Below are 23,490 nucleotides of genomic sequence, written 5' to 3'. Positions count from 1 at the left end.
AAGGAGAGCACCATGTCCGACCTGCAAAACGACGTGTCGCCCCCCAGAACTCTCGGCCCGTCCCCAGCCGTGCGCCACATCGACAAGAGCAGCCGCCGTGCGCTGTTCGCGTCCTGGCTGGGATGGACCTTCGACGGGTTCGAGACCTACGCCCTCGTCCTCGTCGGCCCCACGGCCGTCATGGCGGTGGGCACCGAAGCACAGCTGGCAGACCTTCCCACCTACGTCAGCGGCCTGCTTGCGGCCACCCTCGCCGGCTGGGCGCTCGGCGGGATCCTCGCCGGCTTCGCGGCCGACCGACTCGGCCGACGCCGCACCCTCATCCTCTCCATCCTCTGGTACGCCCTCTTCACCGGTCTGACCGCACTCGCACCCGACTACTGGTGGCTGCTCACCCTGCGCTTCATCACCGGCATGGGACTGGGAGCGGAGTGGGGCAGTGCCACCGCCCTGATCGGCGAACTCTGGCCGGACCGTTCACGAGGACGAGCCGCCGCAGTACTTCAGTCGGGCTTCGGCGTCGGCGCGGTCATCGCCGCACTGGCCTGGTACCTGCTGGAGCCCGTGGGCGACAACGCCTGGCGCTACCTCTTCCTGATCGGCACGCTCCCGGCACTCATCGTCCTCTACGTACGGCGGGCCGTCCGCGACCCGGAGATGTGGACCTCGGTCCGCGACCGGCGGCGCAAGGCCAAAGCCGCCCAAGAAGCCGGCAACACCGTCGCAGCCGCAGACAGGGAACTCCTGCGCTCCCCCTTCACCGCCGTCTTCAGCCAACCCCACCTGCGCCGTCGCGGGCTGCGGCTGCTCGTGCTGACCGTCGTGTCGGTCATCGGCCTGTACGCCGTGTCGGCCTGGATCCCCGCATACACCGCCCAACTCGCCAAGGACACCGGCGAGACGGGCACCCGATGGGGTGCCAACGCCGGCCTGGTCTTCAACGGCGCCTCCGTACCCGGCTACCTCCTGCTCGGTTACCTGGCCGACCGCTGGGGCCGAAAACCCACCATGCTCCTCTACTACTCCGTATCCGCGGCCGTCGTCCCGGTCTTCTTCTGCGCCGTCCACACCCCGCAGGCGGCACTGGCCGTGGCAGCCGTGGCCGGGTTCTTCATCCTGGGCCAGTTCGCCTGGATGCCCATCTACATGCCCGAACTGTTCCCCACCTCCGGTCGCGCCACAGCGATCTCCACGGTGTTCAACTCCGCACGCATCGCCGACGCACTGGTCACCCTCGGCACCGGAATGCTCATCAGCCTGCTCGGCGGGATCACCGCCGCTGCCACCATCGTCGGAGTGGTGATGTACGCCATCGCCATCGCCACCGTCTGGTTCGTCGGGCCGGAGACCAAGGGACAACCCCTCCCCCGGTGAGCCGCTTCCAGGTCCCCACCGGCCACGACCGCACAACGGCAGCCGGTGGGACCAACTGCGAACACCACCTGGCCGGCCAAGCACCACCCGGCCCTGCGCCGAGAACGCCGGAGGACTCCCGAAGGCTCCGCGCCCGTGATCCACAACGGCGCCCACCCGAGCCATACGGTCGGCTGGCGATCGAGCAGCGGACAAGCATGAACTTCCCGAGCCGGGTGTAGTCGCGCCAGGTGAAGCCTGGCAACCGACATGGAGTCGGGCTGCAGGTGGCACGTGACGCAGACCGTCTGCTTTCAGGACGACCAGGCGCATGCGGACCTGCTGCACCATGACCGACGACAGACAAGAAGTGTCCGTCAAGGTTGCCAACCGCGGTCATGCGGGCGACAAACTCGACGGACGGCCCCAAGTCACCCGATGGCCGGTCAGAGCCCGGGGACCACTGCTCCGCGACAGCGGTGCCGGATCCGTACCACTGGTTCGAGAGCCGACGGATCCGTTCGTCGAACTCGGGGCTCGTTCCCACAACGTTGAGCCAAGCTCAGCCCGCGGGAGCGCCGCGCCGGGGCATGCGGCTGGCCGGGGGGACCCGCAGGCAGCCGTCCGGGCCGCAGGTGGTGGTGCGGTCGTAGAGGTCCATCAGGCGGCGGGCGGCGCGGGCGATGTCGTAGCGGTCGACGGCGTCCGGGACCGGGAAGCGCAGCGGGCCCTGGGCGCCCTGCGCGCGCAGGGCGGCGGCGAGGGCGGGCGGGCCGGGGGCGATACGGCGGGCGGCGGGGGCGGCGCCGGCGGGCAGTTCGTCGAGGGCGGGGCAGACGGTGTGCAGCACCGGCAGCCCGGCGGCCAGCCCCTCCAGTGCCGCGAGGCCGAACGCCTCCTCGGCGGACGGCGAGACCAGGACGTCCATGGCGGCCAGCAGCGCGGGCAGCCCCGCGGGCCGGTCGTCGGCCGGGGCCACCGCGCCGTCGCGCTCCCCCAGCAGCCGGACCCGGTCGGCCATGCCGAGGCGGGCGGCCAGGTCTTCAAGGGCGGGGCGTTCGGGGCCCTCGCCGACCAGCAGCAGCCGGGCGTCCGGCACCTCGGCGACGGCCCGCACCGCCGTGTCGAACCGCTTGTCCGCCACCAGGCGGCCCACCCCGCCGACCACGAAGGCCCGGTCGGGGATGCCGAGACGGGCGCGGGCGGCCGCCCGGGCGGTCGGCTCGAAGCGGAAGTGGCGGGCGTCGATCCCGTTGGGCACCAGATGGATCCGGCGGTTGGGCACGCCCCAGTCGCGCAGCCGGTCGGCCACGGCGGCCGAGACGGCGACGGTCGCCGAGCCCAGCCGCTCGGCGGCGAGGTAGCGGGCGCGGAGGGCGGCGTTGAGCGGGCGGCCGTCGATCCGCCGTTCGCCCAGGCTGTGTTCGGTGGCGATGACCGCCCGCACCCCGGCCAGCCGGGCGGCGATCCGGCCGAGCACACAGGCCCGGTACAGATGGGTGTGCACCAGGTCGTAGCCGCCGGACCGGATGACCCGGACCAGCCTCGGCACGGTGGTGAGCTGCCGCTCGCGGCCGCCGTCCAGGGGCAGATGGGTGACCGGGACGCCGTCCGCGCGGATGCCGTGCGCGGTGGCGCCGGGGCCCGAGAGGGCGATGACGTCACAGCGGACCGGCACATGGCGCAGCAGCAGCCGCAGTTGCTGTTCGGCTCCTCCGGCCCCGAGGCGGGAGATGATGTGCAGGACTCTCATCGGGCGACTGCGCCCCATCCTCCGTATTCCGATGGGCTTCGATCGGTGCCGACCCTGCCAGACGGCGGGATGTAAATCACGTAAGACGCGCGCCGCTGGGCCATCGGAGTGGATGCCTTACGGACCGTCAACAATGGCGCGCCGAATATCCGATGTGCGCGCTCATGCCCCATGGGATTGTTACCTTCTCATCTCGCGCGATGACCTGAAGAATATGGCCCGTATGGGTCATCGTGGCGCGACATTCGGTTCGAGCCAGCCCCGCGGGAGTGCCCAGATGTCTGCACCGACCCCCGTCAGAGATTCCCCCCGGAAAACCACCGCACGCGCCGTAGCCGGGCCGCCGCCCGCGCGTACCGCGTCGGATTCCCGCGTCCCGCACCACCGTCCCGCCCCGGTGTATGAGTACAAGCGGTACAGCGAGCTGGCGGGCCCGCTGACCAAGGCCCCCACGGACCGCCCCTACCGGGTGCGCTGCCGGAGCCTGCTGGCGCAGGAGCCGCACCGGATCCGTGCCGCGCTGCTGCTGTGCGCGGCGCCGGTGTGCTCGGCGGTGCTGCTGCTGTGGCTGCTGCACCCGGACCACTGGGTGGAGCGCGCCTACGCGCCGGGGTGGCAGCGGGCGGCGGATCTGGCGATGCTGGTCTCGATCGCGCTGATCGAGGGGTTTCGCCTGTTCACGGTCGTCTCCAACGCCCATGCCACGCTGGTGGCGCGGGATCCGGTGCCGGTGGTGGCCGCGCCGGGGACCCGGGTGGCGTTCCTGACCAGCTTCGTGCCCGGCAAGGAGCCGATCGCGATGGTGCGGGCCACGCTGGAGGGGGCGGTGCGGATCCGGCACACCGGGCCGCTGGACGTCTGGCTGCTCGACGAGGGGGACGACGACGAGGTCAAGGCGCTGTGCAAGCGGCTGGGCGTACGGCACTTCTCGCGCAAGGGCATCAAGAAGTGGAATCAGCCGAAGGGCGCTTTCCGGGCGCGGACCAAGCACGGGAATTACAACGCCTGGCTGGACGCGCACGGCGACGGCTATGAATTCATGGCGTGTGTGGACACCGACCATGTGCCGCTGCCCAACTTCCTGGAGCGCATGCTGGGTTACTTCCGGGATCCGGATATCGCCTTCGTGGTCGGCCCGCAGGTCTACGGGAATTACGACACCCCGGTCACCAAGGCCGCCGAAAGCCAGCAGTTCCTTTTCCACGCGCTGATCCAGCGGGCCGGAAACGCCTATGGCGGCCCGATGTTCGTGGGCACCAACAACGCGGTGCGGATCAGCGCGCTGCGCTCGATCGGCGGACTGTACGACTCGATCACCGAGGACATGGCCACCGGTTTCGAACTGCACCGCCACCGCAACCCGGCGACCCGGAAGAAGTGGCGCTCGGTCTACACCCCCGATGTGCTCGCGGTCGGCGAAGGGCCGAGCACCTGGACGGACTTCTTCACCCAGCAGATGCGGTGGAGCCGCGGCACCTACGAGACCGTGCTCAAGCAGTTCTGGAAGGGCCCTTTCACCCTGTCGCCGGGCAAGCTGCTGAACTACTCGCTGATGATCGCGTACTACCCGATGACCGCGGTCAACTGGCTCCTCTCCGCGCTGTCGTGCGCGCTGTTCCTGGTGCTGGGCGCCGCCGGGATCCACATCCCGGCCGAGATGTGGATGATGCTCTACAGCGACGCGGCGATGCTGCAGATCGGGCTGTACATCTGGAACCGGCGGCACAACGTCTCCCCGCACGAGCCGGAGGGCTCCGGCGGGCTTGCCGGGATGCTGCTCTCGGCGCTGTCCGCCCCGATCTACGCCAAGTCGCTGTGCGACGCGGTGCTGCGGCGTACCAGCCGGTTCGTGGTCACGCCCAAGGGCGACTCGTCCAGCCCGGACCGGCTCTCCACGTTCCGTATCCATCTGCTGTGGGCGGGGGTGTTCGGCTCCTCGCTGGTCGGTTCGTTCTTCCTGGGGCACACCCATGCGGTGATGCGGGTGTGGGCGGTGCTCGCCCTGGCCCTGTGTCTGGCTCCGGTGGCGATCTGGTCGGTGGGGCTGCTGCGCCGCGGCCGGAAGCGTCCGGCGCGTGGCACGGTACCGACGGCGCGCGACGCGGCCGGCCCCTGCGCGACACCGAAGGAGAGGCGCCCCGAAGGGGCGCGGGGAACGGCGCGACCGGCCACGACGGCGCCGCAGCCGACCGGCGGCAGGTCAGGGCACTTCCAGCGGAGCGCTTAGCGGTGGGGGGCGTTACGGGCCAGGTCGAGGGCGTACTTGGTCCACCAGTGGCCCGCCGGAGGGCCGCCGTTGCAGGTGCCGTCGGACTCCCCGGGCCGTTTGATCCACAGATAGGCGTCCACGAGGCGGTCCCCGGTGTGGGTGCTGGGCGGCTCGCCCAGCGCCCGCCCCGGCGGGTTGCACCAGCGGTCCCGCGCCCGGATGCCGTGCCGGGCCGCACCCCGGGCCCGCAGCGGGCCGTTGCCGTTGCGGCTGGTGTCGATGATGAAGTGGGCCTTGTCGAGGGCGGTGGAGAGCCGATGGCCGTACGCCTTGGTGCGGCGGGTCGGCTGGAAGTTGGAGACGTTCAGCGCGAAGCCGTCCGCCTGCTCGATACCGGCCTCGCGCAGCGGCCGCACCAGCCGGGCCGGATTCTTGATCCAGCTCGGGTTCCCCGCGTCCAGGTACACCTGGACGCGGGGCAGCGCGGCGAACAGGGCGACCGCGTCGCGCAGCATCTCCAGCCGGGCCTTGCGCAGCCTGCGCGGCACACAGCCGTCGACCAGTTGGGCCACCGCGTCGGGCTCCAGGACGACGATCGCCCTGCGATCGCCGATGCCGAGCGTGAACTGCTCGATCCACCACCGGTAGGCCGCGCGGTTCCGCGCGCCGCCCGCCGAGTACCGCCCACAGTCGCGGTACGGGATGTGATAGGCCACCAGAACGGGGGTGGACCCGGTCCGTGCCGCCGATTCGGTGATGGAGCGGGCCCGTTCCCGGGGCGGCGCCGGGCCGAACCATTCGGCGACCGGCTGCTGGGCGATCTGCCGGATGAGCGCGGCGTCGCCGTTCTTTCCCTCGTGTTCCCTCTCATGAGCCTGCCGGGCGGCGGGGCTGTCCGGGTTCACCCAGAGGCCGCCGCGCCGCAGCGGGGACTCGAACATGCGGCATCCGCCCAGCGGAAGCATCACCGCGAGGCATACGGCGGCATGCAGCCAAAGCCGCATAACGCTTGTTCTTGCACCTTTCTCTCGCATGCGACGAATCATGGCACCGGGTGTCGTGGGTTCAGCGCTGTCGGCGCTCCCGCGCGTCCTCGTCCGTACGCCACAGGGGGTGCTCCCGGGCCGCCCACGCCCGCTCGACCCGGCCCGTGCGCATCCCGCGCCGGGCCTCCGGATCGGCGAGCGCCTTGCCGATATGGCCGAGCAGGACGATGCCGATGGCCAGCGCCAGCCAGTCGTGGACGAAGGTGGCGCTGGTGCGCCACACCAGCGGGGCCAGACCGGTGAACCACATCAGCAGCCCGGTGCCCGCCATCACCAGCACCGCGCCCGCGATGTATCCCGCGTACAGCTTCTGCCCGGCGTTGAACTTCCCCGCCGGGCGCTCCTGGGGCCGGTGGTCGCGGCGCAGCGCCGCGCGCAGCCAGCGGCGGTCGTGCGGGCCGAAGCGGTTGAGGCGGGTGAGATCGGCGCGGAAGGCGCGGGAGACGAGGCCGAGCAGGGCCGGGAGCGGCGTCAGGATGCCGGTCCACTCATGGACGGTGACGACGAGCTCGCGCCGGCCGACGAGTTCGGCGAGCGCGGGCAGATAGAGGCAGGCCGCACTGACCACACACGCGCCCAGCAGGAGGGCCGTGGTGCGGTGGATCCAGCGCTCGGCGGGGCTGAACCGGAGCACCCGGGAGCCGCCGTCCCGCTCCCCGGCCCGGGGCGGAGGGGCCGTCGTCCGCTCAGGCGGTGGGGTCATCGTCGCGTCCGTTCGACCTGCCGACCCAGGCGTCGACGTCATAGCCCCGCTCCTCCCAATAGCCGGGCCGCACCTCATCGGTGACGGTGATACCGGAGAGCCATTTCGCCGACTTGTAGAAGTACATCGGCGCCACATACAGCCGCACCGGCCCGCCGTGGGAGTGGCCGAGCGGCTTGTCCCGCAGCTTCAGCGTGACCAGTACGTCCGGCCGCCGCGCCTGCTCGAGGGTCAGGCTCTCGCTGTACGCGCCGTCGAAGCAGGTGAAGCGGACGGCCTTGGCCCCTCGGCGCACTCCGGCGGCGTCCAGCAGCGCCGACAGCCGCACCCCCTCGAACGGGGTCTCGGGCACCCGCCAGCCGGTGACGCACTGGACATCGCGCACCAGGCGGGTCTGCGGCAGCGCGCGCAGATCGGCGAGGCGGTACGCGCCGGGCTTGTCGACGAGTCCGTCCACGGTGAGGCGGTAGGAGCCGTCGTCCTTGTGCGGCACGGAGGAGGTGACGGAGTAGTAGCGGAAGCCCCCGCCGTTGGGGAGGAGTCCGGTCACCCCCGTCGGGTCCTTGTCGGCCACCGCGCCCAGGGCGGTCTCCAGCCTGCCCTGGAGCCAGGGGGCCGCCGCCATCGCGCCCGCGCCGAGGCCCAGCATGCCGAGGACGAGGCGCCGGCCGACGGGCGTGCCGTCGCCGTCCGGTCCGGCACCGGTGTTGGGGTCCATGGACTGATGAGAGCACCGGGCGGGGGTGGTGCGCCATCTCCTGCCGGGATTCGTCAGACTTCGGTAAGACTCCGCGGGCGAGCGGCGTACGAGAGGGTTACGCCACTACCGTCTGCCCCACCTGTCCCGCCTGCCCCGTCTACCCCGCCTACCCCACCGCCTCGGCCGCCGCGCGGCCCGCCGTACGGCCCGAGAAGAGGCAGCCGCCCAGGAAGGTGCCCTCCAGGGAGCGGTAGCCGTGCACTCCGCCGCCGCCGAAGCCCGCCGCCTCACCGGCCGCGTAGACGCCGGGCAGCGGTTCGCCGCCCTCGGTCAGGACGCGGGAGGAGAGGTCGGTCTCCAGGCCGCCGAGCGTCTTACGGGTCAGGATGTTCAGCCGCACCGCGATCAGCGGGCCCGCCTTGGGGTCGAGAACGCGGTGCGGCGCCGCGGTGCGGATGAGGCGGTCGGCGATGTACTTACGGGTCCCGCGCAACGCGGTGACCTGGAGGTCCTTGGTGTAGGGGTTGGCGATCTCACGGTCCCGGGCCTCGATCTCCCGCCGCAGCTCGGCCTCGTCGATGAGCGGCTCCTTGGTGAGCTCGTTCATCCGCCGGACCAGCGCCGGCAGCGACCGCTCGACGATGAAGTCCGCGCCGTGGTCCATGAACGCCTGGACCGGGCCCGGCGCCCCGGCCCGGCCGCGGCCGATCACCCCGCGGACGCTCTTGCCGGTGAGGTCCGGGTTCTGCTCGGAGCCGGAGAGCGCGAACTCCTTCTCGATGATCTTCTGGGTGAGCACGAACCAGGTGTAGTCGTGGCCGGTCCGCATGATGTGCTCGAGCGTGCCGAGGGTGTCGAAACCGGGGAACAGCGGCACCGGCAACCGCTTGCCGCGCGCGTCGAACCACAGGGAGGACGGGCCGGGCAGGATGCGGATGCCGTGCCGGGGCCAGATGGGGTTCCAGTTCTGGATGCCCTCGGTGTAGTGCCACATCCGGTCGCGGTTGATGATCCGTCCACCGGCCCCCTCGGCGATGCCGAGCATATGGCCGTCCACATGGGCCGGGACCCCGGAGATCATCTGCTCGGGCGGGGAGCCGAGCCGCTCGGGCCAGTTGGCGCGGACGAGGTCGTGGTTGCCGCCGATGCCGCCGGAGGTGACGATCACGGCTTGGGCGCGCAGTTCGAAGGCGCCGGTGACCTCGCGGCTGCTGGGGCTGCCGCGCTCGGCCCGGCTGGGCTCCAGGATGTCGCCGGTGACGGTGTCGACCGTGCCCGTGCTGCGGGCCAGCCCCGTCACCCGGTGCCGGAAGCGCAGCTCGACCAGGCCACGGGCGACGGCCGCCCGCACCCGCCGCTCGAAGGGGGCCACGATGCCGGGTCCGGTGCCCCAGGTGATGTGGAAGCGGGGGACGGAGTTGCCGTGTCCGGTCGCGTCGTAGCCGCCGCGCTCGGCCCAGCCGACCAGCGGGAACAGCCGCAGCCCCTGGGCGTGCAGCCAGGACCGCTTCTCGCCCGCCGCGAAGTCCACGTACGCCTCGGCCCAGCGGCGCGGCCAGTGGTCCTCCTCGCGGTCGAACCCGGCCGTGCCCAGCCAGTCCTGCCAGGCGAGTTCGTGGCTGTCACGGATGCGCAGCCGGCGCTGCTCGGGTGAGTCGACGAGGAAGAGACCACCGAAGGACCAGTGGGCCTGGCCGCCGAGCGACTGCTCGGGCTCCTGGTCGAGCAGGATCACCTTACGACCGGCGTCGGCCAGTTCGGCGGTGGCCGCGAGGCCCGCGAGCCCCGCGCCGACCACGATGACATCCGCGTCGTACGCCATGGTGTGGTGTCCCGTTCTCGTGAGCCCGCCGACGCTCGCCGACGGTGGGCCGGCGGTGTGCCGACGGCGCCATGACCGCGATCCTGCCTACCGGTCAGTACGGCGTCAACCCGGGGTATGGGAGCGGTTTCCAGCCGCTGCCGCCCCCGCGCCGGACGGCCAAACTCCCTCCGCGCAACCTGGACGTGGAACGAAAGGTCACATTCATTCACCGACATTGGACAGGGTTCGGCCAAACGGGCATCATCATCGACCATGGCTGAACGCTCCGTTGAGCACTTAGGGCCGAGGCCCGATGTCGAACGTCGTGTGGTGAACCCGACGCTCATCACACCCGGCCCGCAGCCCGTCGAAGCCGGGCCGCCCGCGGACGAGGCACAGGTGCTCCGCGGCGAAGTGGTCGGCCCCCGGCACGCCCGCCGCCGCGCGGTGGACAACCGGCGCAAGGCGGCCGCCGGGGCGATTCTGCTGTCGGCCACCGGCGCGGCCACCGCGCTCTTCATGCTCATGGGCAAGGACGCCCGCCAGGCGACGGCCGCCTCCGGCCACGACAGCTCGACGGCCGCGCCGGACGAGCCCGAGAGCCATGCCGTCCCGTACGCCGAGGCGGCGGCGGGCGAGACCCCGCTGCGCGGCGCCCGCGCCGAGAAGCCCAAGCCGCGGCCACCGGCCGCCACCCAGCCGACGGCCCAGGCGCCGGCGGGCGACTCCGCACCGGACAAGCCCGCGGCCCCGTCGTCCGGCAAGGGCCGCTCCACCCCCTCCTGGCCGGGCTGGTCGTCCCGGGGACCGGGGCAGTACGACGACTGGCAGGACGCGGTGGAGGCGTTCGACAGCTGGGCCGAGCAGCAGGCCAGGCAGCGCGGCCAGGACGGTGGCTCCGGACCGTACGGACCGGGGCAGGGTCAGGGGCAGGGGCAAGGCCAAGGCGGCGGTTACGGGGGCGGGAACGGCTACGGCGGCGGCTATGGCGGCGGGAACGGCCACGGCGGTGGCAACGGCTATGGCGGCGGAAACGGCTACGGCGGCGAGTACGGGGGCGGCTACGGCGGTGGGCACCGGCGCTGACCGCGCCCCCGATCTGCTTGTATGGCGGTATGCCTGATCAGGAACCGCTTTCCGCCAACGAACTGCTCGACATCGTGGACGAGCGGGATCGCGTGGTGGGCCAGGCCCGACGCGGTGACGCCATGGCCCACCGGCTCCGCCACCGCTGCGTCTTCATCCAGGCGCGGGACGCCCAGGGCCGGATCTTCGTCCATCGCCGCACCGCCGAGAAGCTGGTCTTCCCCTCGCTGTACGACATGTTCGTCGGCGGCGTCGTCGGCGCGGGCGAGGGCTACGACGAGGCGGCGCTGCGCGAGGCCGAGGAGGAGCTGGGGGTGCGGGGGCTGCCCGAGCCCGTACCGCTGTTCTCGTTCCTCTACGAGACGCCCGAGCACACCTGGTGGAGCCGGATCTACGAGGTGCGCTGCGAGCTGCCCGTCGATCCGCAGGCCGAGGAGGTCGCCTGGCACACGTTCCTCACCGAGGAGGAGCTGACGCGGCGACTGCCCGAGTGGGAGTGGGTGCCGGACGGGTGGGAGGCGTACCAGCGGCTGGTGGAGTGGCGCCGTGAGAAGGTCGAAAGGTGACGGACTCTTCCGGGCCTTCGGAGCCTTCCCGCCACACCGAGCCGGGTGGCCGTGGCCGCCTCTCAGCGGTCTCGGACATCCGGCTGTGGTTCGCGCCCGAGCGACTGCGCGAGGAGGGCAGCACCCCCGACTACCGCTTCTCGCTCGCCAACGAACGGACCTTCCTGGCCTGGCTGCGCACCGCGATGGCGCTGGTCGGCGGCGGATTCGCGGTCGACCAGTTCCTCCCGGAGACCGGCCGCCCACTGCGGCTCGCACTCGCGCTCATGCTGCTGGCGGCTGGCGCGCTGTGCGCCCTGCGGGCCATCAGCCACTGGGTCCGCTGCGAACGGGCCATGCGGCGCGGCGAGGACCTGCCGACGTCCCGCTTCCCGATCGTGCTGGGGCTCGCGGTCGGGGTGGTCGCACTGCTGATGGTGATCGTGGCCGCCTTCGGGTGGGGCGGGTGAGCCGGGAGGTGTGAGGCAATGCCCGAAGGGAATGGGACCGACGGGTCCCGAACGCGGGACCGGGACCCCGGCCTCCAGCCGGAGCGGACACGGCTGGCGTGGCGCCGTACGACACTCGCGTGCGCGGTGGCCGCCTCGCTCGCGGGGCGGCAGACGCTGCACAGCGGTATCGACCCGGTCTCGCTCGTGGTCCTGGCCCTGGTGGTGCTGGCCTGGCTGGCCTTCCTGGCCCTGGCCCACCTCCGCATCCGGGCCATGCACGCGCCCCGGCCGCCCGCCCTGTCCCCGCGGGCGGCCGCGGCCGTCGTCGCCTGCACGGTCGCGCTGGCGGTGCTGGGGGCGGCGACGCTGCGGTAGGGGTGGCTGGGTCGGGTGCGGGTACGGCTGGGTGGGGCCGGGGGCGCGAGTGCGGACCGGGGGCGCGAGTGCGGACCGGGGCACGGGTGCGGGCCGGGGGCGCCTGCGGCGGGCGATTCCCCACCCCGCCCCTTCCCGATACAAGGGGCTCCGCCCCTTGACCCCGCCGGGGCTCCGCCCCGGACCCCAACCACGCCGGCGCGCACGCCGACCCCGCGCCGTCCCGCACGCCGCAGAGCCCGAGGCGGGGCCCCGAACCCCGCACACCCGCAGACCCCAGTCGGGTCCCCGGGCGAAGCCCGACGGGGTCCAAGGGGCGGAGCCCCTTGTTTCGGGAAGGGGCGGGGTGGGGGCTCAGCCCGCCGCAGGCGGCCCCGTCGGCACGTGAGCTCCGGGGGCCGGGGCGGAGCCCTGGCAGGGTTCAAGGGGCGGAGCCCCCTTGGTCCGGGGGCTTGGCCCGCCGCAGGCGGCGTCCGGTCAGTCCACCGTTATGGCGATCTTGCCCCTGACGTGGCCCTCCATGCTCAGACGCTGCGCGTCCGCCGTCTTCTGGAGGGGGAAGACCGCCGAGACCTCGACGCCGAGGGCGCCGCGTTCGGCAAGGTCGGTGAGGTCCTGGAGGTCGTTGGGGTCGGGGCGGACGAAGACGTAGTGGCCGCCCAGGCCGAGGACGGCGGGATCGGCGATGGAGGCCAGGCGGCCCTCGGGGGCGAGGAGTTCGGAGGAGACGGCGAGCGCGTCGCCGCCGACGAGGTCGAGCACGGCGTCCACCCCGTTCGGGGCGAGGGCGCGGACCCGGTCGGCGAGCCCGTCCCCGTACGCGGTCGGCTCGGCCCCGAGCGCCCGCAGATACTCGTGGTTGCGCTCCCCCGCCGTGCCGATCACCCGCGCCCCCATGTGCCGGGCCAGCTGCACCGCCATCGAGCCGACCCCGCCCGCGCCCGCATGCACCAGCACCGTGTCGCCCTCGCCGACCCTCAGCGCCCGCACCAGCGTCTGGTACGCCGTCAGGCCCGTCAGCGGGATGCCCGCGGCCTGCGTGAAGGAGAGGTTCCGCGGTTTGCGGGCGAGGGTGCGGACGGGTGCGGCCACGTACTCGGCGCAGGTGCCCCGGGAGAGGAAGTCCTCCCTTACGTATCCGATCACCTCGTCACCTGGCTGGAACTCCGTCACCGCCGGGCCCGGCTGCTCCACGACCCCCGCGACGTCCCAGCCGGGGATGACCGGGAACACCGCGTCCAGGACCGGTTCGAGGTATCCGGCCTGGGCCTTCCAGTCGACGGGGTTCACGGCGGCGGCCTTGACCCTGATCAGCACGGAGTCGGGGCCGACCTTGGGCTCCGGCCGCTCCCCGTACTCCAGGATCTCGGGGCCGCCGTAGCGGCGGTAGCTGATGGCCTTCATGGTGGTGCTCCTCGCGGTCTTCGCGGTTCGTTCGCGGGTTCGCGGCTTCCTTCGTGGGTTCGCGGTTTCGTTCGCGGGTTCCCCGTCCCGGCGTCTTCTTGCCCGCCCCTCCCCTTCGACGCTCCTGCTCGCCCACCGCCACCGCAAATCCGCACCCATCCGCACCCATCCGCACCCATCCGCGCCGCCCACCCCCGCCCGCTACGCCCGCCCCTGCACCGCCAGCGGCGGCAGCGCGGCGCGCGGCTCCACCCCGCCGAACCAGAAGCCCAGCAGAAACGCCACGGTGGACTCCAGCAGGCGGGCCCTCTCCAGGCCACCGCCGTCCAGCGGTACGCAGCCCATGTCGCGGACCAGGGTCCGTACGGCCTCCAGGGCGTCCTCGTCGTCCCCGCACAGCGGAACCCCCAGCGGGCCGTCGGCGAAGACCGGCGGGGTCATCCGCCACACCGCGTCCGCGCAGTGGCAGAACCCCTTCACGACCCGTGCCCCGACGGCACGCGCGGCGATCCGCTCGGCCATGCCCGGTCCGCCGTCCGTGGCGAGGGTGAAGCGGCCGGGGACGATCGCGTTGGTGCAGTCGATCAGCGCCCGGCCGCACAGCGTCCCCTCGGCCGCGCCCGCCGCGTCCAGGGCCGCCTCAACGCCCTCGTACGCCACCGCCAGCAGCGTCACCTCGCCGAATCCGGCGGCCTCGCGCAAGCTCCCCGCCCGCGCGCCGTGGCCGATCCGCGCGGCCAGCGCCACCGCCTTCGGCCGCGAGCGGCCGCCGATCAGCAGCTCGTGGCCCGCCCGTGCCCACTGGGTTCCCAGCGCGTCGGCCATGTTGCCCGTGCCCAGCACTCCGATCCGCATCGCGGTCTCCTCATCCTCGCGCGTCGTAGGGCAGCGACACTAGGAAGTCCGTCGCACACCGTGCGGTGTGCGACGGATGCGCTAGGACAGCGGCCAGGAGGTCATCGGCCAGGAGGTCATCAGTGAGCGAACCGGCGACGCCGACACGGCCCACCGCCCCGGACGGATTCATCGCCGACTGCCGGGCGCGGCTGGGTTTCGACCTGCTGGCCCGCACCTGGACCGCCGTCGTGATCTTCGGGCTGCGGGAGGGACCGCGCCGCCCCGGCGAGCTGCGCGAGGCCATCGGCGGCATCAGCGCGAAGGTGCTCAACGACACCCTGCGCCGCCTGGAGGACGACGGGCTGGTGGAGCGGCACCGGTACGCGGAGGCGCCGCCCCGGGTCGAGTACGGGCTGACCCCACTCGGGGAGACCCTGCTGGGGCCGGTCGAGGCGCTCGGCGCCTGGTCGGTGGCGTACGGGGAGGCGGTGGTCGAGGCCCAGGAACGAGCCGAGCGGCGCCGAGGTCGGCAGGGGCGGTAGGCCCCGCCCGGTGGCCTGCTCCGGGGGCCCGCCCCGGGAGCCTGCCCCCGGGCGCCTGCTCCGGGGGCCCGCCCCGGGTGCCTGCTCCGGTGGCCTGCTCCGAGGGCCCACCCCGGTGCCCCGCCCCGGAGGCCCGCTCGCGGGCCCACCTCGGGCCCACCCCGGGAGGCCACCCCAAGCCCGCCCTCTCAGCCCCCTCCGAACCGCCACGTCACACGCCCCGCACCCGAGACCCACTGGACTACATACCGACTGGTCGGCATCATGAGGCGGGACGAACGGCCCGCCCGTTCCCCGTATACGAGTACGAGAGAGGTTCGATGAACGCAGGCAATCCCCCAGGGCTCGACCTCGAACGGCTCCGCGCCCACCTCGACCGTGAACGCGCGGGGCTGGTGCGCGGGCCGCTGAGGGCCGAGCTGATCGAAGGCGGCCGTTCGAATCTCACCTATACCGTCACCGACGGGACGTCGCGCTGGGTGGTCCGCCGTCCGCCGCTGGGCCATGTGCTGGCCACCGCCCATGACATGGCGCGGGAGCACCGGGTGATCAGCGCCCTGCACCCGACCGCCGTGCCGGTGCCGGAGCCGGTGCTGCTGTGCGAGGACGAGTCGGTGATCGGATCGTCCTTCTACGTCATGGAGTTCGTCGAGGGCACCCCGTACCGCACCGCCGAGCAGCTCGCCGCCATCGGTCCGGAGCGCACCCGGGAGGTGGTGCTCTCCCTCGTCGACACGCTCGTGGCGCTGCACTCCGTCGACCCGGCGGAGGTCGGCCTCGGTGACTTCGGGCGCCCGGAGGGGTTCCTGGAGCGGCAGCTGCGCCGCTGGGGCAAGCAGCTGACCGCCTCGCGCAGCCGTGAGATGGCCGGGATCGACGAGTTGCACACCCGGCTCGCCAAGGCGCTCCCGGCCTCCCCCGCGCCCACGGTCGTGCACGGCGACTACCGCCTCGACAACGTCCTGGTGAACGCCGACGACCGGATCACCGCGATCCTCGACTGGGAGATGTCCACGCTCGGCGATCCGCTGACCGACCTCGGACTGATCGTGATGTACAGCGGTCATCCGAATCTCGCCGACTCCCCCATCTCCTCCACCCAGGGCGCCCCCGGCCACCCCTCCACGGACGAGCTGATCCAGCGCTACGCCGAGGGTTCGGGGCGCGATGTCAGCGGCGTCTCCTGGTACACCGCCTTCGCCTACTTCAAGCTGGCGGTGATCCTCGAGGGCATCCACTACCGCTACACCCTCGGCCAGACCCTCGGCGCGGGCTTCGACCGCATCGGCGACATCGTCCCCGCCTTCATCGACCACGGCCTCACCACCCTCCAGGAGAGCTGATCCCGTCATGGACTTCGCATTCGACGCCCGGACCGAAGAGCTCCGCGCCAAGCTGCTCGCCTTCATGGACGAGCACGTCCATCCCGCGGAGGCGGTGGCCGAGCGGCAGCGGGCCGCCCTCGACTCCCCCTGGCTGACCCCGCCGATCGTCGAGGAGCTCAAGGCCGAGGCCCGCCGCCAGGGCCTGTGGAACCTCTTCCTGCCCGACGCCGAGTACGGCGCGGGGCTGACCAATCTCCAGTACGCCCCGCTCGCGGAGATCACCGGCCGCAGCCCCCAGCTGGCCCCCACCGCCCTGAACTGCGCCGCCCCCGACACCGGCAACATGGAGGTGCTCGCCCAGTTCGGCGACGAGCGGCAGCGCAAGCAGTGGCTGGAGCCGCTGCTCGCGGGCGAGATCCGGTCGGCCTTCGCGATGACCGAGCCGGAGGTCGCCTCGTCCGACGCGACCAACATCGAGACCCGGATCGAGCGCGACGGCGACGACTACGTGGTCTCCGGGCGCAAGTGGTACATCTCCGGGGCCATGAACCCCGACTGCAAGATCTTCATCGTGATGGGCAAGACCGACCCGGAGGGCGCCGATGTGCGCCGCCAGCAGTCGATGGTGCTGGTGCCGCGCGACACCCCGGGTGTCGAGGTGCGGCGGGCGATGCGGGTGTACGGCTACGAGGACCACTACCACGGCGGCCACGCCGAGGTGGTCTTCGACCGGGCGCGGGTGCCGGTCGGCAACCTCATCGGCGAGGAGGGCGGCGGCTTCGCCATCGCCCAGGCCCGCCTCGGCCCCGGCCGGATCCACCACTGCATGCGGCTGATCGGCATGGCCGAGCGCGGTATCGAGCTGATGTGCCGACGGGCGGTGGCCCGGCAGGCGTTCGGCAAGGCGCTCGCCCAGCAGGGGCAGGTGCACGAGTGGATCGCGGACGCGCGGGTGGCGGTCGAGCAGCTTCGGCTGCTGGTGCTGAAGACGGCCTGGCTGATGGACACGGTGGGCAACCGCGAGGCGCACACCGAGATCCAGGCCATCAAGATCGCGACTCCGCGCACGGTGGTGGAGATCCTGGACCGGGCGGTGCAGTTGCATGGCGCGGGTGGGGTGAGCCAGGACTTTCCGCTGGCCGAGCTGTGGGCTGCCGCGCGTACGTTGCGACTGGCCGATGGGCCGGACGAGGTGCATCAGCGGTCGCTGGCGCGGCGGGAGTTGAAGCGGTACGTGTAGGCGGGGCGGGGGCGGGGTTTGTTCCCCACCCCGCCCCTTCCCGTAACTGGGGGCCCCGCCCCCAGACCCCCGGTCCTCAAGCTCCCCCAGCTGCCGCTGGGAGGTGCCCCCTGGACGGGCTGGAATTACGGCCGTAGCGCGCGCATCAGGAGGTCGGCCAGGTGGTCGGCGACCTCCTGGGGGGCCCAGCGGCCGCCGGGCCGGTACCACGTGCCCAGGTGGTGGACGGAGCCGAAGTGGTAGTCCACCACCAGGTCCGCCGGGGTCCGGGAGCTGAACACCCCGGCCCGCTGTCCCTCCTCGATCAGCGCGCGGAACCGCTCGTGGTAGCGGCGCCGTTCGGCGCGCACCTGCTTGTGCTTCTCCGGGCTGAGCTGGTGCATCGACCGGAAGAAGATGGTCGCGTCGTCGAGGTTCTCGATCGTGGTCACCACGACATCGGCTGCCGCCTCCCGCAGCCGCGTCTCCACCGGCGCGTCGGCGTCCGCGAAGGCGTCCAGCCGCTCCTGCTGCAGCCGGAGCACCCGGCCGTAGATCTCGTGGAGCAGATCGTCCTTGGAGCCGAAGTAGTGGTAGAGCGCGCCCTTCGTGACGCCCGCCGCCTCGACGATCTCCTGTACGGACGTCCGGTCGTAGCCCCGCTCCGCGAAGAGGCGGGTGGCAGCGGCCAGCAGCCGCTGTGGCACCGGCTGTCCGTCACCGTCCGTCGCTCTGGCCATGGTCGCCACCCGTTCTCTTCCTCTTCTCTCTCATCCTCGCAGTTCCCGCCGGAGGATCTTGCCACTGGTCGTCTTCGGCAGCTCGGGCAGGATCTCCACCTCGCGGGGGTACTTGTACGCGGCCAGCCGCTCCGCACAGTACGCGGACAGCTCGTCCGGTGTGACCTCGGCCCCTGATCGGAGGCTCACATAGGCCTTGACCGTCTCGCCGCGGTACGCGTCGGGTTTGCCGACGACGGCCGCCTCCCGCACGGCGGGGTGAGTGTAGAGCACGTCCTCGACCTCGCGCGGCCACACCTTGAACCCCGAGGCGTTGATCATGTCCTTCTTGCGGTCGACCACGTACAGCCAGCCGCCCTCGTCCATGAAACCGATGTCGCCGGTGCGCAGTTCCCCGTCCGGGAGGGCGGCCGCGGTCGCCTCCGGCCGCCGCCAGTAGCCGGGCACCACCATCGGGCCGCTGACGACGATCTCGCCCTGCTCGCCGAACGGCACGTCCCGCCCCTCGTCGTCCGCGATGCGCACGACGGTGTCGGCGCCGGGGACGCCGACGGCGAGGGTGCCGGAGACCGGGTCGACGGGGGCGCGGACCCCGGGCGGGACGCTGGCGCAGGGCGCGGTGCACTCGGTGAGGCCGTAGCCGTTGTGCAGATACGGGCCGAAGCCGCTCTGGAACCGTTCGACCAGCGCGGGCGGCAGCGGGGCGCCGCCGGAGGAGATGATGCGGAAGGACGAGAAGTGGTCGCGGGTGGCCCGGGGGTGGGCCATCAACGCCATGAAGGCGGTGGAGGGGCCCACGGTGTAGAGGGGGCGGTGCTCGGCGAAGGCGTCGAGGACGACACCGGTCTCGAAGCGGTAGGCCAGGGCCAGGGTGCCGGCTCCGGAGACGCACGCGCACAGCTGGCAGACCATGCCGGTGATGTGGAACAGCGGGGCGAGCGCGAAGAGCGTCGAACCGGTGGGCAGCTCATGGAGGAGGTGCTGCCGGTCGGCGTTGTAGGAGATGTTGCCGTGGGTGTTGGTGGCGCCCTTGGGGGTGCCGCTGGTCCCGGAGGTGTAGCTGATCAGTGCGATGTCATCGGGGCTCGGGGCGGGGACGGACGGCGGGCGGGCCCCGGCGCGGGCGACGGTGAGGAGATCCTGGGTGTCCTCGGGGACCGGGATGGGCTGGTCGCGCAGTACCCGCTCGTCGTCGCGGGTCTGGAGGTCGCGGGCGTCGGCGGTGAGGGCGATGCGCACCGGGGACGCGGCGGCCGTGTCGCGTATGTAGTCCTCCCAGCCGTGGCGGGAGCAGACCAGGGCGCTCACCTCGGCGTCGCCGAGGATGTGCGCGAGCTCGGCGCCCTTGTACATGGGGTTGACCGGGACGACCGTACCGCCCGCCTTCCAGGCCCCCAGCAGCGCGAGCACGAAGTGCGGGGTGTTCTGGAGCATGATCGCGACGCGGTCGCCGGGCCTGAAGCCGCGCTCGGCGAGATGGCCGGCAATGCCGTCGGAGAGCTCGTCGGCCTCCCGGTAGGTCAGCCGTCCGTCGAAGTAGGCGAGCGCCGGATGGTCGGGGGCGGTGCGCACGGCGTCCCGGAACGCGTGCAGCGGACTCGGCCGCGGGACGATCGGCCGGCGCTGCTTCTCATTGAGCTGAGCGAGCCATGGCTGGTCCTGGTACGTGGTCATGGGAGCGGCCCTGTCTGGACGGGGGTGAGGGTGGTGGGGCGGGAAGATACGGGAGCGACCGGCCGCCGGGTCAGCCCGAGGTCCCGGACGCCGCCTCGACCTCTTCGAGCTTGCGCTGGAGCTTGTTGATGCCACCCAGCCAGCGGTCGGTGTCACCGGCGCGGGAGGCGTAGTGGCGGGCCACCTCGGGGTGCGGAAGGATCAGGAAGCGCTCCTCGTCGATCCCCGCGAGGACCGCGTCGGCCACCTGCTCGGGCTCGATCGCGGTGGGCGCCAGCACCAGCTCCCCGGCGGTCCCGGAGGCGGTGAGCATGTCGGTGCGCACCCCCTGCGGGCAGACGGCGTGGACGCCGATGCCGCGGTGGCGGTAGGTGGCCGAGAGCCATTCGGCGAAGGCGAGCGCGGCGTGCTTGGAGACGGCGTACGGCGCCGAGCCGATCATGGTGAGGATCCCGGCGGCGGAGACGGTGGCCACGAAGCGGCCGCTGCCGCGCTCCAGCCACTCGGGCAGCAGCTCCCGGGCGGCCCGCACATGGGCCATCACATTGACGTCCCAGGACTGCTGCCACAGCGCCTCGTCGGCCTCGGGGCCGCCGTCGTGGCCGACCCCCGCGTTGGCGCAGAAGATGTCGATGCCGCCGCCCAGCGCCTCGCGCGCCGCGGGTACGACACCGGAGGCGTCACCGGGGACGGGGATCCCGCCGATCTCCCCGGCGACGGAGGCGGCCTTGGCCGCGTCGAGGTCGTTGACCACGACCTGGGCGCCCTCGGCGGCGAAGCGCCGGGCGAGGGCGGCGCCGATGCCGCCGCCCGCTCCGGTGACCACTACACGCGCCCCATGCACGGTACCCACGATTCGCAGCTCCTCGGATCGGCTCTGTCAGGCTCCTGCCGCAGCAGACTAACCAGTCGGTATGTGCAAACGGAAGAGGCACATCTGCCACCCCGCGGACGGTCGAGGGGTTACCGGCAGACGGTCGAGGGATTACCCACCGACGGTCGAGGGATCACCCGCCGACGGCGGGCGGGTTACCGGCCGGGGCGCTCCTTGCGCATGACGCTGCGCCACCGCGCGTTCTCCCCGGCGAGCGCGCTCCACAGCACATTGAGCGGATGGCCGGCGTCCTGCGCGGAGCGCTCCCCGGCCCGTACGAACACCCCGACCAGCACTTCCAGCTCCGGGCCCATGCCGTCGGTCAGCTCCAGGGTGCGCAGCCCGGCCCCGGCCCGGATCCGCCCGTCGGCCACCGCGTCGCCGATGCCCTCGGTGACCAGCACACAGCCGCGCAGCACCCCCGAGGAGAGCAGCTCAAGTCCGTACTGCACGGTGTCGATCTCGGCGGCGATGTGCAGTTCCTGGCGGTAGCGGGCGCCGAACCAGCCGCGCAGGAAGCCGGGTATGAGGCCGTCGGCCGAGACCGCGAGCGGCAGCCGGGGCAGCTCGCTCACCGGGACCGAGGGCCCGGGCAGTTCCTCGGCGTCGAGGCTGGTGACCAGGGAAAGACCGCTGCGCCGCCACTCCATCACCTCGAAGCCTCTCAGCCGGTCGTCGTGGCCCGCCGTGGTGAGGACGCTGCCGCAGACCAGGTCGAGCTCCTTGGCGTCGAGCCGCTGGAGCAGATCCCGGGTGCGCACATGCTCGACCTTGAGCTCGACGCCCCGGCCGTCGAATTCCTCGGTGACCAGCTCCACGGCATTCAGCAGAAAGCCGAGGGTGTAACGGGTGGAGCCGACCACGAGCCGGCTGCCGAGTCGGCGGCGGCAGTCGTGCAGCCCGTCCCGCCAGTCCTCCAGGGTGCCGCGCGCGAGTCCGGCGAGTGACTCCCCGGTCGCGGTGAAGAGCACATTCTGACTGCGTCCCCGTTTGACCACCAGCGGCTCTCCGCACAGTGCGCCGAAGTTCCGGTTCAGGGTGTCCAGTTGTTTCTGCACACTGGACTGCTCCCGCCCCAGCAGCCGGGCGGCACCCAGCGCGGTACCCGCCTCATGGACCGCGAGCAACGTCCTGAGCTGGTCCATCGTGGTGTCCAGCAGCGCCGTCGGGTACTGCCATCGATCCTTTAAGGGCATTCCGGCCTTCCGCTCGAAGAGTATTCGGCACCCCAATGACGTTTCCGTTCGCAGCATAGTGCAGCGCCTTGTCATGTACTGATCCCGAGAACAGCGGCGATATTCTTCCGATGGATATTCGGGAATTCCCTATCGCCGGATGATGACGGAGCCCAACATTCCAGGTTCCGCCCGTCCCATTCCGGGTAAGTCGAACGGCTGGCCGATTGTCCGACGGCGACCGTACGCGTGTCGTATGGCCAGCGGTCGGAGCAGTTGGGACGATGCACGCACATCGGACCATCCGAGGGGAAAGAACGATGACGGGGATGAGCGTAAGGCCGTACTGGGAGCTGAGATTCGACGCCTACGGGGACGTCGACACCCGGCAGCTTGACCGGCTGCTGGAACAGGCCGCGCAGGCGGAGCTCACCGATCTGGTGGTGTTCTCGCACGGCTGGAACAACACCCGGACGATGGCCACACGACTGTACGACCGCTTCTTCGCGCCCTTCCCGGGGCTGCTCGGCGAGGCGGGCCCGGCGCGGCCGGGCTATGTGGGAGTGGTGTGGCCGTCGATGCGGTTCGCCGACGAGTCGCTCGGGGGCTTACCCCGGGAGCAGGCGCCCGGGGCGCCCCCGGGGCTCGACGCGGAGACCCACCGGGCGCTGGAGGTGGTCTTCCCGGGGCGGCAGCAGATCGTGGCGCGCCTCGCGGAGCTGCTGGCCGAGCGGCCGGAACGGCTGGCGGCGCTGGACGAGTTCGCGGTGCTGCTGCGCGGTCTGGTGCGGGTGCGCGCGATGTCCGGCGGCGCGGGGGACGCGGCGGACACCGACGCGGAGCCGGACGAGGACGGCGTACCGGCGATGTTCGGGGAGGACGTGACCGAGGTCTGCGAGCGGTTCGCCGCGGCGCTCACCGAGGCGCGCGGGAAGACCGACGCGGAGGACCGCGCCGTCTTCGACAGCGGGCTCGGCGGGCTCTGGGACGGGGCGCACGAACTGCTGCGCCAGGGGACGTACTACGTGATGAAGCGGCGGGCCGGCACGGTCGGGCGCGAGGGCCTCGGGCCGGTGCTCGGCGCCCTCGCGGCCCTGCGGCCCGCGCCGCGGCTCCATCTGGTCGGCCACAGCTTCGGCGGCCGGCTGGTGTCGTTCGCGCTGACCGGGCTGGAGGAGGGCGTCACGGTGGCGTCGGTGACCCTGCTCCAGGGGGCGTTCTCGCACTACGCCTTCGCCGAGCGGCTGCCACACGCCGCCGACCGCGGCGGGGTGCTGCACGACGCCCCGCGCCGGGTCGGCGGGCCCGTGGTGTCCTGCCATTCGCGCCATGACACCGCGCTCGGGCTGCTGTACCCGGTGGCGTCGCGGGTGTCCTGGGACGATGCCTCGCTGCTGCCGGGCGACATCCGCTGGGGGGCGATCGGGTACGACGGCGTCCAGGCGGTGGCGGACTGCCGGCGGCTGGAGCTGGCCGAGGCGCTGGACGGCCCGTTCCCGGCCGGGGGCTATGTGAGCGTCGATGTCTCGGAGGTGGTCCGGCACGGTGTGCCGCCGGCCGGGGCACACAGCGACATCTGCCATGAGGAGCTGGCCCGGGTGGTGCTGCGCGCGGGCCGGATCGGAGAGGGGTAGCGGTCCTGAGGGCGGGGCCCCGCCGGGTGCGGGGCCCCGC

General features: G+C 72.4%; 21 protein-coding genes. 10 read left to right on the top strand and 11 right to left on the bottom strand.

The features are described from left to right. Positions 1–12: 12 nt before the first annotated feature. Positions 13–1,374, top strand: a complete 1,362-nt coding sequence (locus tag LIV37_RS38685; RefSeq protein WP_121824016.1) for an MFS transporter — start codon at positions 13–15, stop codon at positions 1,372–1,374. A gap of 541 nt (positions 1,375–1,915) precedes the next feature. Here the strand turns inward: LIV37_RS38685 and LIV37_RS38680 are convergent. Next, positions 1,916–3,106: a glycosyltransferase gene (locus tag LIV37_RS38680; RefSeq protein ID WP_121824017.1), complete on the bottom strand. Its 1,191-nt coding sequence runs from the start codon at positions 3,104–3,106 to the stop codon at positions 1,916–1,918. Between the two features lie 277 nt (positions 3,107–3,383). On the opposite strand from LIV37_RS38680, the gene LIV37_RS38675 reads away from it, so the two are divergent. After that, a complete protein-coding gene (locus tag LIV37_RS38675) occupies positions 3,384–5,333 on the top strand; it encodes a glycosyltransferase family 2 protein (protein WP_243146090.1) in 1,950 nt (649 codons plus the stop codon). Here LIV37_RS38675 and LIV37_RS38670 read toward each other — a convergent pair. The 4 genes from LIV37_RS38670 to LIV37_RS38655 all read right to left on the bottom strand — a co-directional run bounded on the left by LIV37_RS38670 (position 5,330) and on the right by LIV37_RS38655 (position 9,586). Beyond that, entirely contained in the window at positions 5,330–6,319 is a 990-nt protein-coding gene (locus LIV37_RS38670; RefSeq protein ID WP_020872512.1) for a glycoside hydrolase family 6 protein, read from the bottom strand. The two genes, LIV37_RS38675 and LIV37_RS38670, sit on opposite strands and share 4 nt — an antisense overlap. Positions 6,320–6,380: 61 nt before the next feature. Beyond that, on the bottom strand, positions 6,381–7,064 hold the full coding sequence (locus LIV37_RS38665; RefSeq protein ID WP_121824019.1) for a cytochrome b/b6 domain-containing protein: 684 nt from the start codon (positions 7,062–7,064) through the stop codon (positions 6,381–6,383). Continuing rightward, positions 7,048–7,782 (bottom strand): molybdopterin-dependent oxidoreductase, encoded by a 735-nt coding sequence (locus LIV37_RS38660; RefSeq protein WP_020872510.1) that lies wholly within the window; start codon positions 7,780–7,782, stop codon positions 7,048–7,050. The genes LIV37_RS38665 and LIV37_RS38660 overlap by 17 nt, the downstream gene beginning before the upstream one ends. Before the next feature lie 148 nt (positions 7,783–7,930). After that, the gene (locus LIV37_RS38655) at positions 7,931–9,586 is read right to left on the bottom strand and encodes an FAD-binding dehydrogenase (protein ID WP_020872509.1); all 1,656 of its coding nucleotides are present in this window, start codon (positions 9,584–9,586) and stop codon (positions 7,931–7,933) included. Positions 9,587–9,898: 312 nt separating this feature from the next. Here LIV37_RS38655 and LIV37_RS38650 point away from each other — a divergent pair, with 312 nt between their 5' ends. The 4 genes from LIV37_RS38650 (at position 9,899) to LIV37_RS38635 (ending at position 12,026) form a co-directional block, all read left to right on the top strand. After that, positions 9,899–10,654, top strand: a complete 756-nt coding sequence (locus LIV37_RS38650; protein WP_185058029.1) for a hypothetical protein — start codon at positions 9,899–9,901, stop codon at positions 10,652–10,654. A 29-nt stretch (positions 10,655–10,683) separates the two neighbouring features. Next, on the top strand, positions 10,684–11,220 hold the full coding sequence (locus tag LIV37_RS38645) for an NUDIX domain-containing protein (protein WP_020872507.1): 537 nt from the start codon (positions 10,684–10,686) through the stop codon (positions 11,218–11,220). A gap of 77 nt (positions 11,221–11,297) precedes the next feature. Then, positions 11,298–11,669, top strand: a complete 372-nt coding sequence (locus LIV37_RS38640) for a YidH family protein (protein WP_121825017.1) — start codon at positions 11,298–11,300, stop codon at positions 11,667–11,669. Positions 11,670–11,687: 18 nt separating this feature from the next. Continuing rightward, positions 11,688–12,026: a DUF202 domain-containing protein gene (locus tag LIV37_RS38635; protein WP_020872505.1), complete on the top strand. Its 339-nt coding sequence runs from the start codon at positions 11,688–11,690 to the stop codon at positions 12,024–12,026. Positions 12,027–12,503: 477 nt separating this feature from the next. Here LIV37_RS38635 and LIV37_RS38630 read toward each other — a convergent pair whose 3' ends face one another. Both LIV37_RS38630 and LIV37_RS38625 read right to left on the bottom strand, forming a co-directional pair. After that, positions 12,504–13,430: an NADP-dependent oxidoreductase gene (locus tag LIV37_RS38630; RefSeq protein WP_020872504.1), complete on the bottom strand. Its 927-nt coding sequence runs from the start codon at positions 13,428–13,430 to the stop codon at positions 12,504–12,506. 201 nt (positions 13,431–13,631) lie between these two features. After that, on the bottom strand, positions 13,632–14,285 hold the full coding sequence (locus LIV37_RS38625) for an NADPH-dependent F420 reductase (protein WP_020872503.1): 654 nt from the start codon (positions 14,283–14,285) through the stop codon (positions 13,632–13,634). Positions 14,286–14,407: 122 nt separating this feature from the next. Between LIV37_RS38625 and LIV37_RS38620 the strand changes: the two genes are divergently transcribed. The 3 genes from LIV37_RS38620 (at position 14,408) to LIV37_RS38610 (ending at position 17,374) form a co-directional block, all read left to right on the top strand. After that, positions 14,408–14,809: a winged helix-turn-helix transcriptional regulator gene (locus tag LIV37_RS38620; protein ID WP_020872502.1), complete on the top strand. Its 402-nt coding sequence runs from the start codon at positions 14,408–14,410 to the stop codon at positions 14,807–14,809. 320 nt (positions 14,810–15,129) lie between these two features. Beyond that, complete coding sequence (locus LIV37_RS38615) at positions 15,130–16,152, top strand: phosphotransferase family protein (RefSeq protein ID WP_020872501.1); 1,023 nt, start codon at positions 15,130–15,132, stop codon at positions 16,150–16,152. A gap of 7 nt (positions 16,153–16,159) precedes the next feature. After that, complete coding sequence (locus tag LIV37_RS38610) at positions 16,160–17,374, top strand: acyl-CoA dehydrogenase family protein (protein WP_020872500.1); 1,215 nt, start codon at positions 16,160–16,162, stop codon at positions 17,372–17,374. 125 nt (positions 17,375–17,499) lie between these two features. Here the strand turns inward: LIV37_RS38610 and LIV37_RS38605 are convergent, their stop codons facing one another. The 4 genes from LIV37_RS38605 to LIV37_RS38590 form a co-directional block, all read right to left on the bottom strand. Continuing rightward, positions 17,500–18,093 (bottom strand): TetR/AcrR family transcriptional regulator, encoded by a 594-nt coding sequence (locus LIV37_RS38605; protein WP_121825018.1) that lies wholly within the window; start codon positions 18,091–18,093, stop codon positions 17,500–17,502. A 30-nt stretch (positions 18,094–18,123) separates the two neighbouring features. Next, positions 18,124–19,767: a class I adenylate-forming enzyme family protein gene (locus LIV37_RS38600; RefSeq protein ID WP_020872498.1), complete on the bottom strand. Its 1,644-nt coding sequence runs from the start codon at positions 19,765–19,767 to the stop codon at positions 18,124–18,126. Between the two features lie 70 nt (positions 19,768–19,837). Further along, entirely contained in the window at positions 19,838–20,620 is a 783-nt protein-coding gene (locus LIV37_RS38595) for an SDR family oxidoreductase (protein WP_020872496.1), read from the bottom strand. Between the two features lie 176 nt (positions 20,621–20,796). After that, positions 20,797–21,837, bottom strand: coding sequence for a LysR family transcriptional regulator (locus LIV37_RS38590; protein ID WP_020872495.1), 1,041 nt, complete (start codon positions 21,835–21,837; stop codon positions 20,797–20,799). 299 nt (positions 21,838–22,136) lie between these two features. Between LIV37_RS38590 and LIV37_RS38585 the strand changes: the two genes are divergently transcribed. Beyond that, positions 22,137–23,450, top strand: a complete 1,314-nt coding sequence (locus tag LIV37_RS38585) for a serine-threonine protein kinase (RefSeq protein WP_121824020.1) — start codon at positions 22,137–22,139, stop codon at positions 23,448–23,450. Positions 23,451–23,490 lie beyond the last annotated feature (40 nt).

The organism is Streptomyces rapamycinicus NRRL 5491, from assembly GCF_024298965.1.
In the GTDB taxonomy this organism is placed as follows: domain Bacteria; phylum Actinomycetota; class Actinomycetes; order Streptomycetales; family Streptomycetaceae; genus Streptomyces; species Streptomyces rapamycinicus.
Note: the sequence above shows the minus strand (reverse complement) of the source record. Positions and strands in the feature narration are given on the sequence as shown.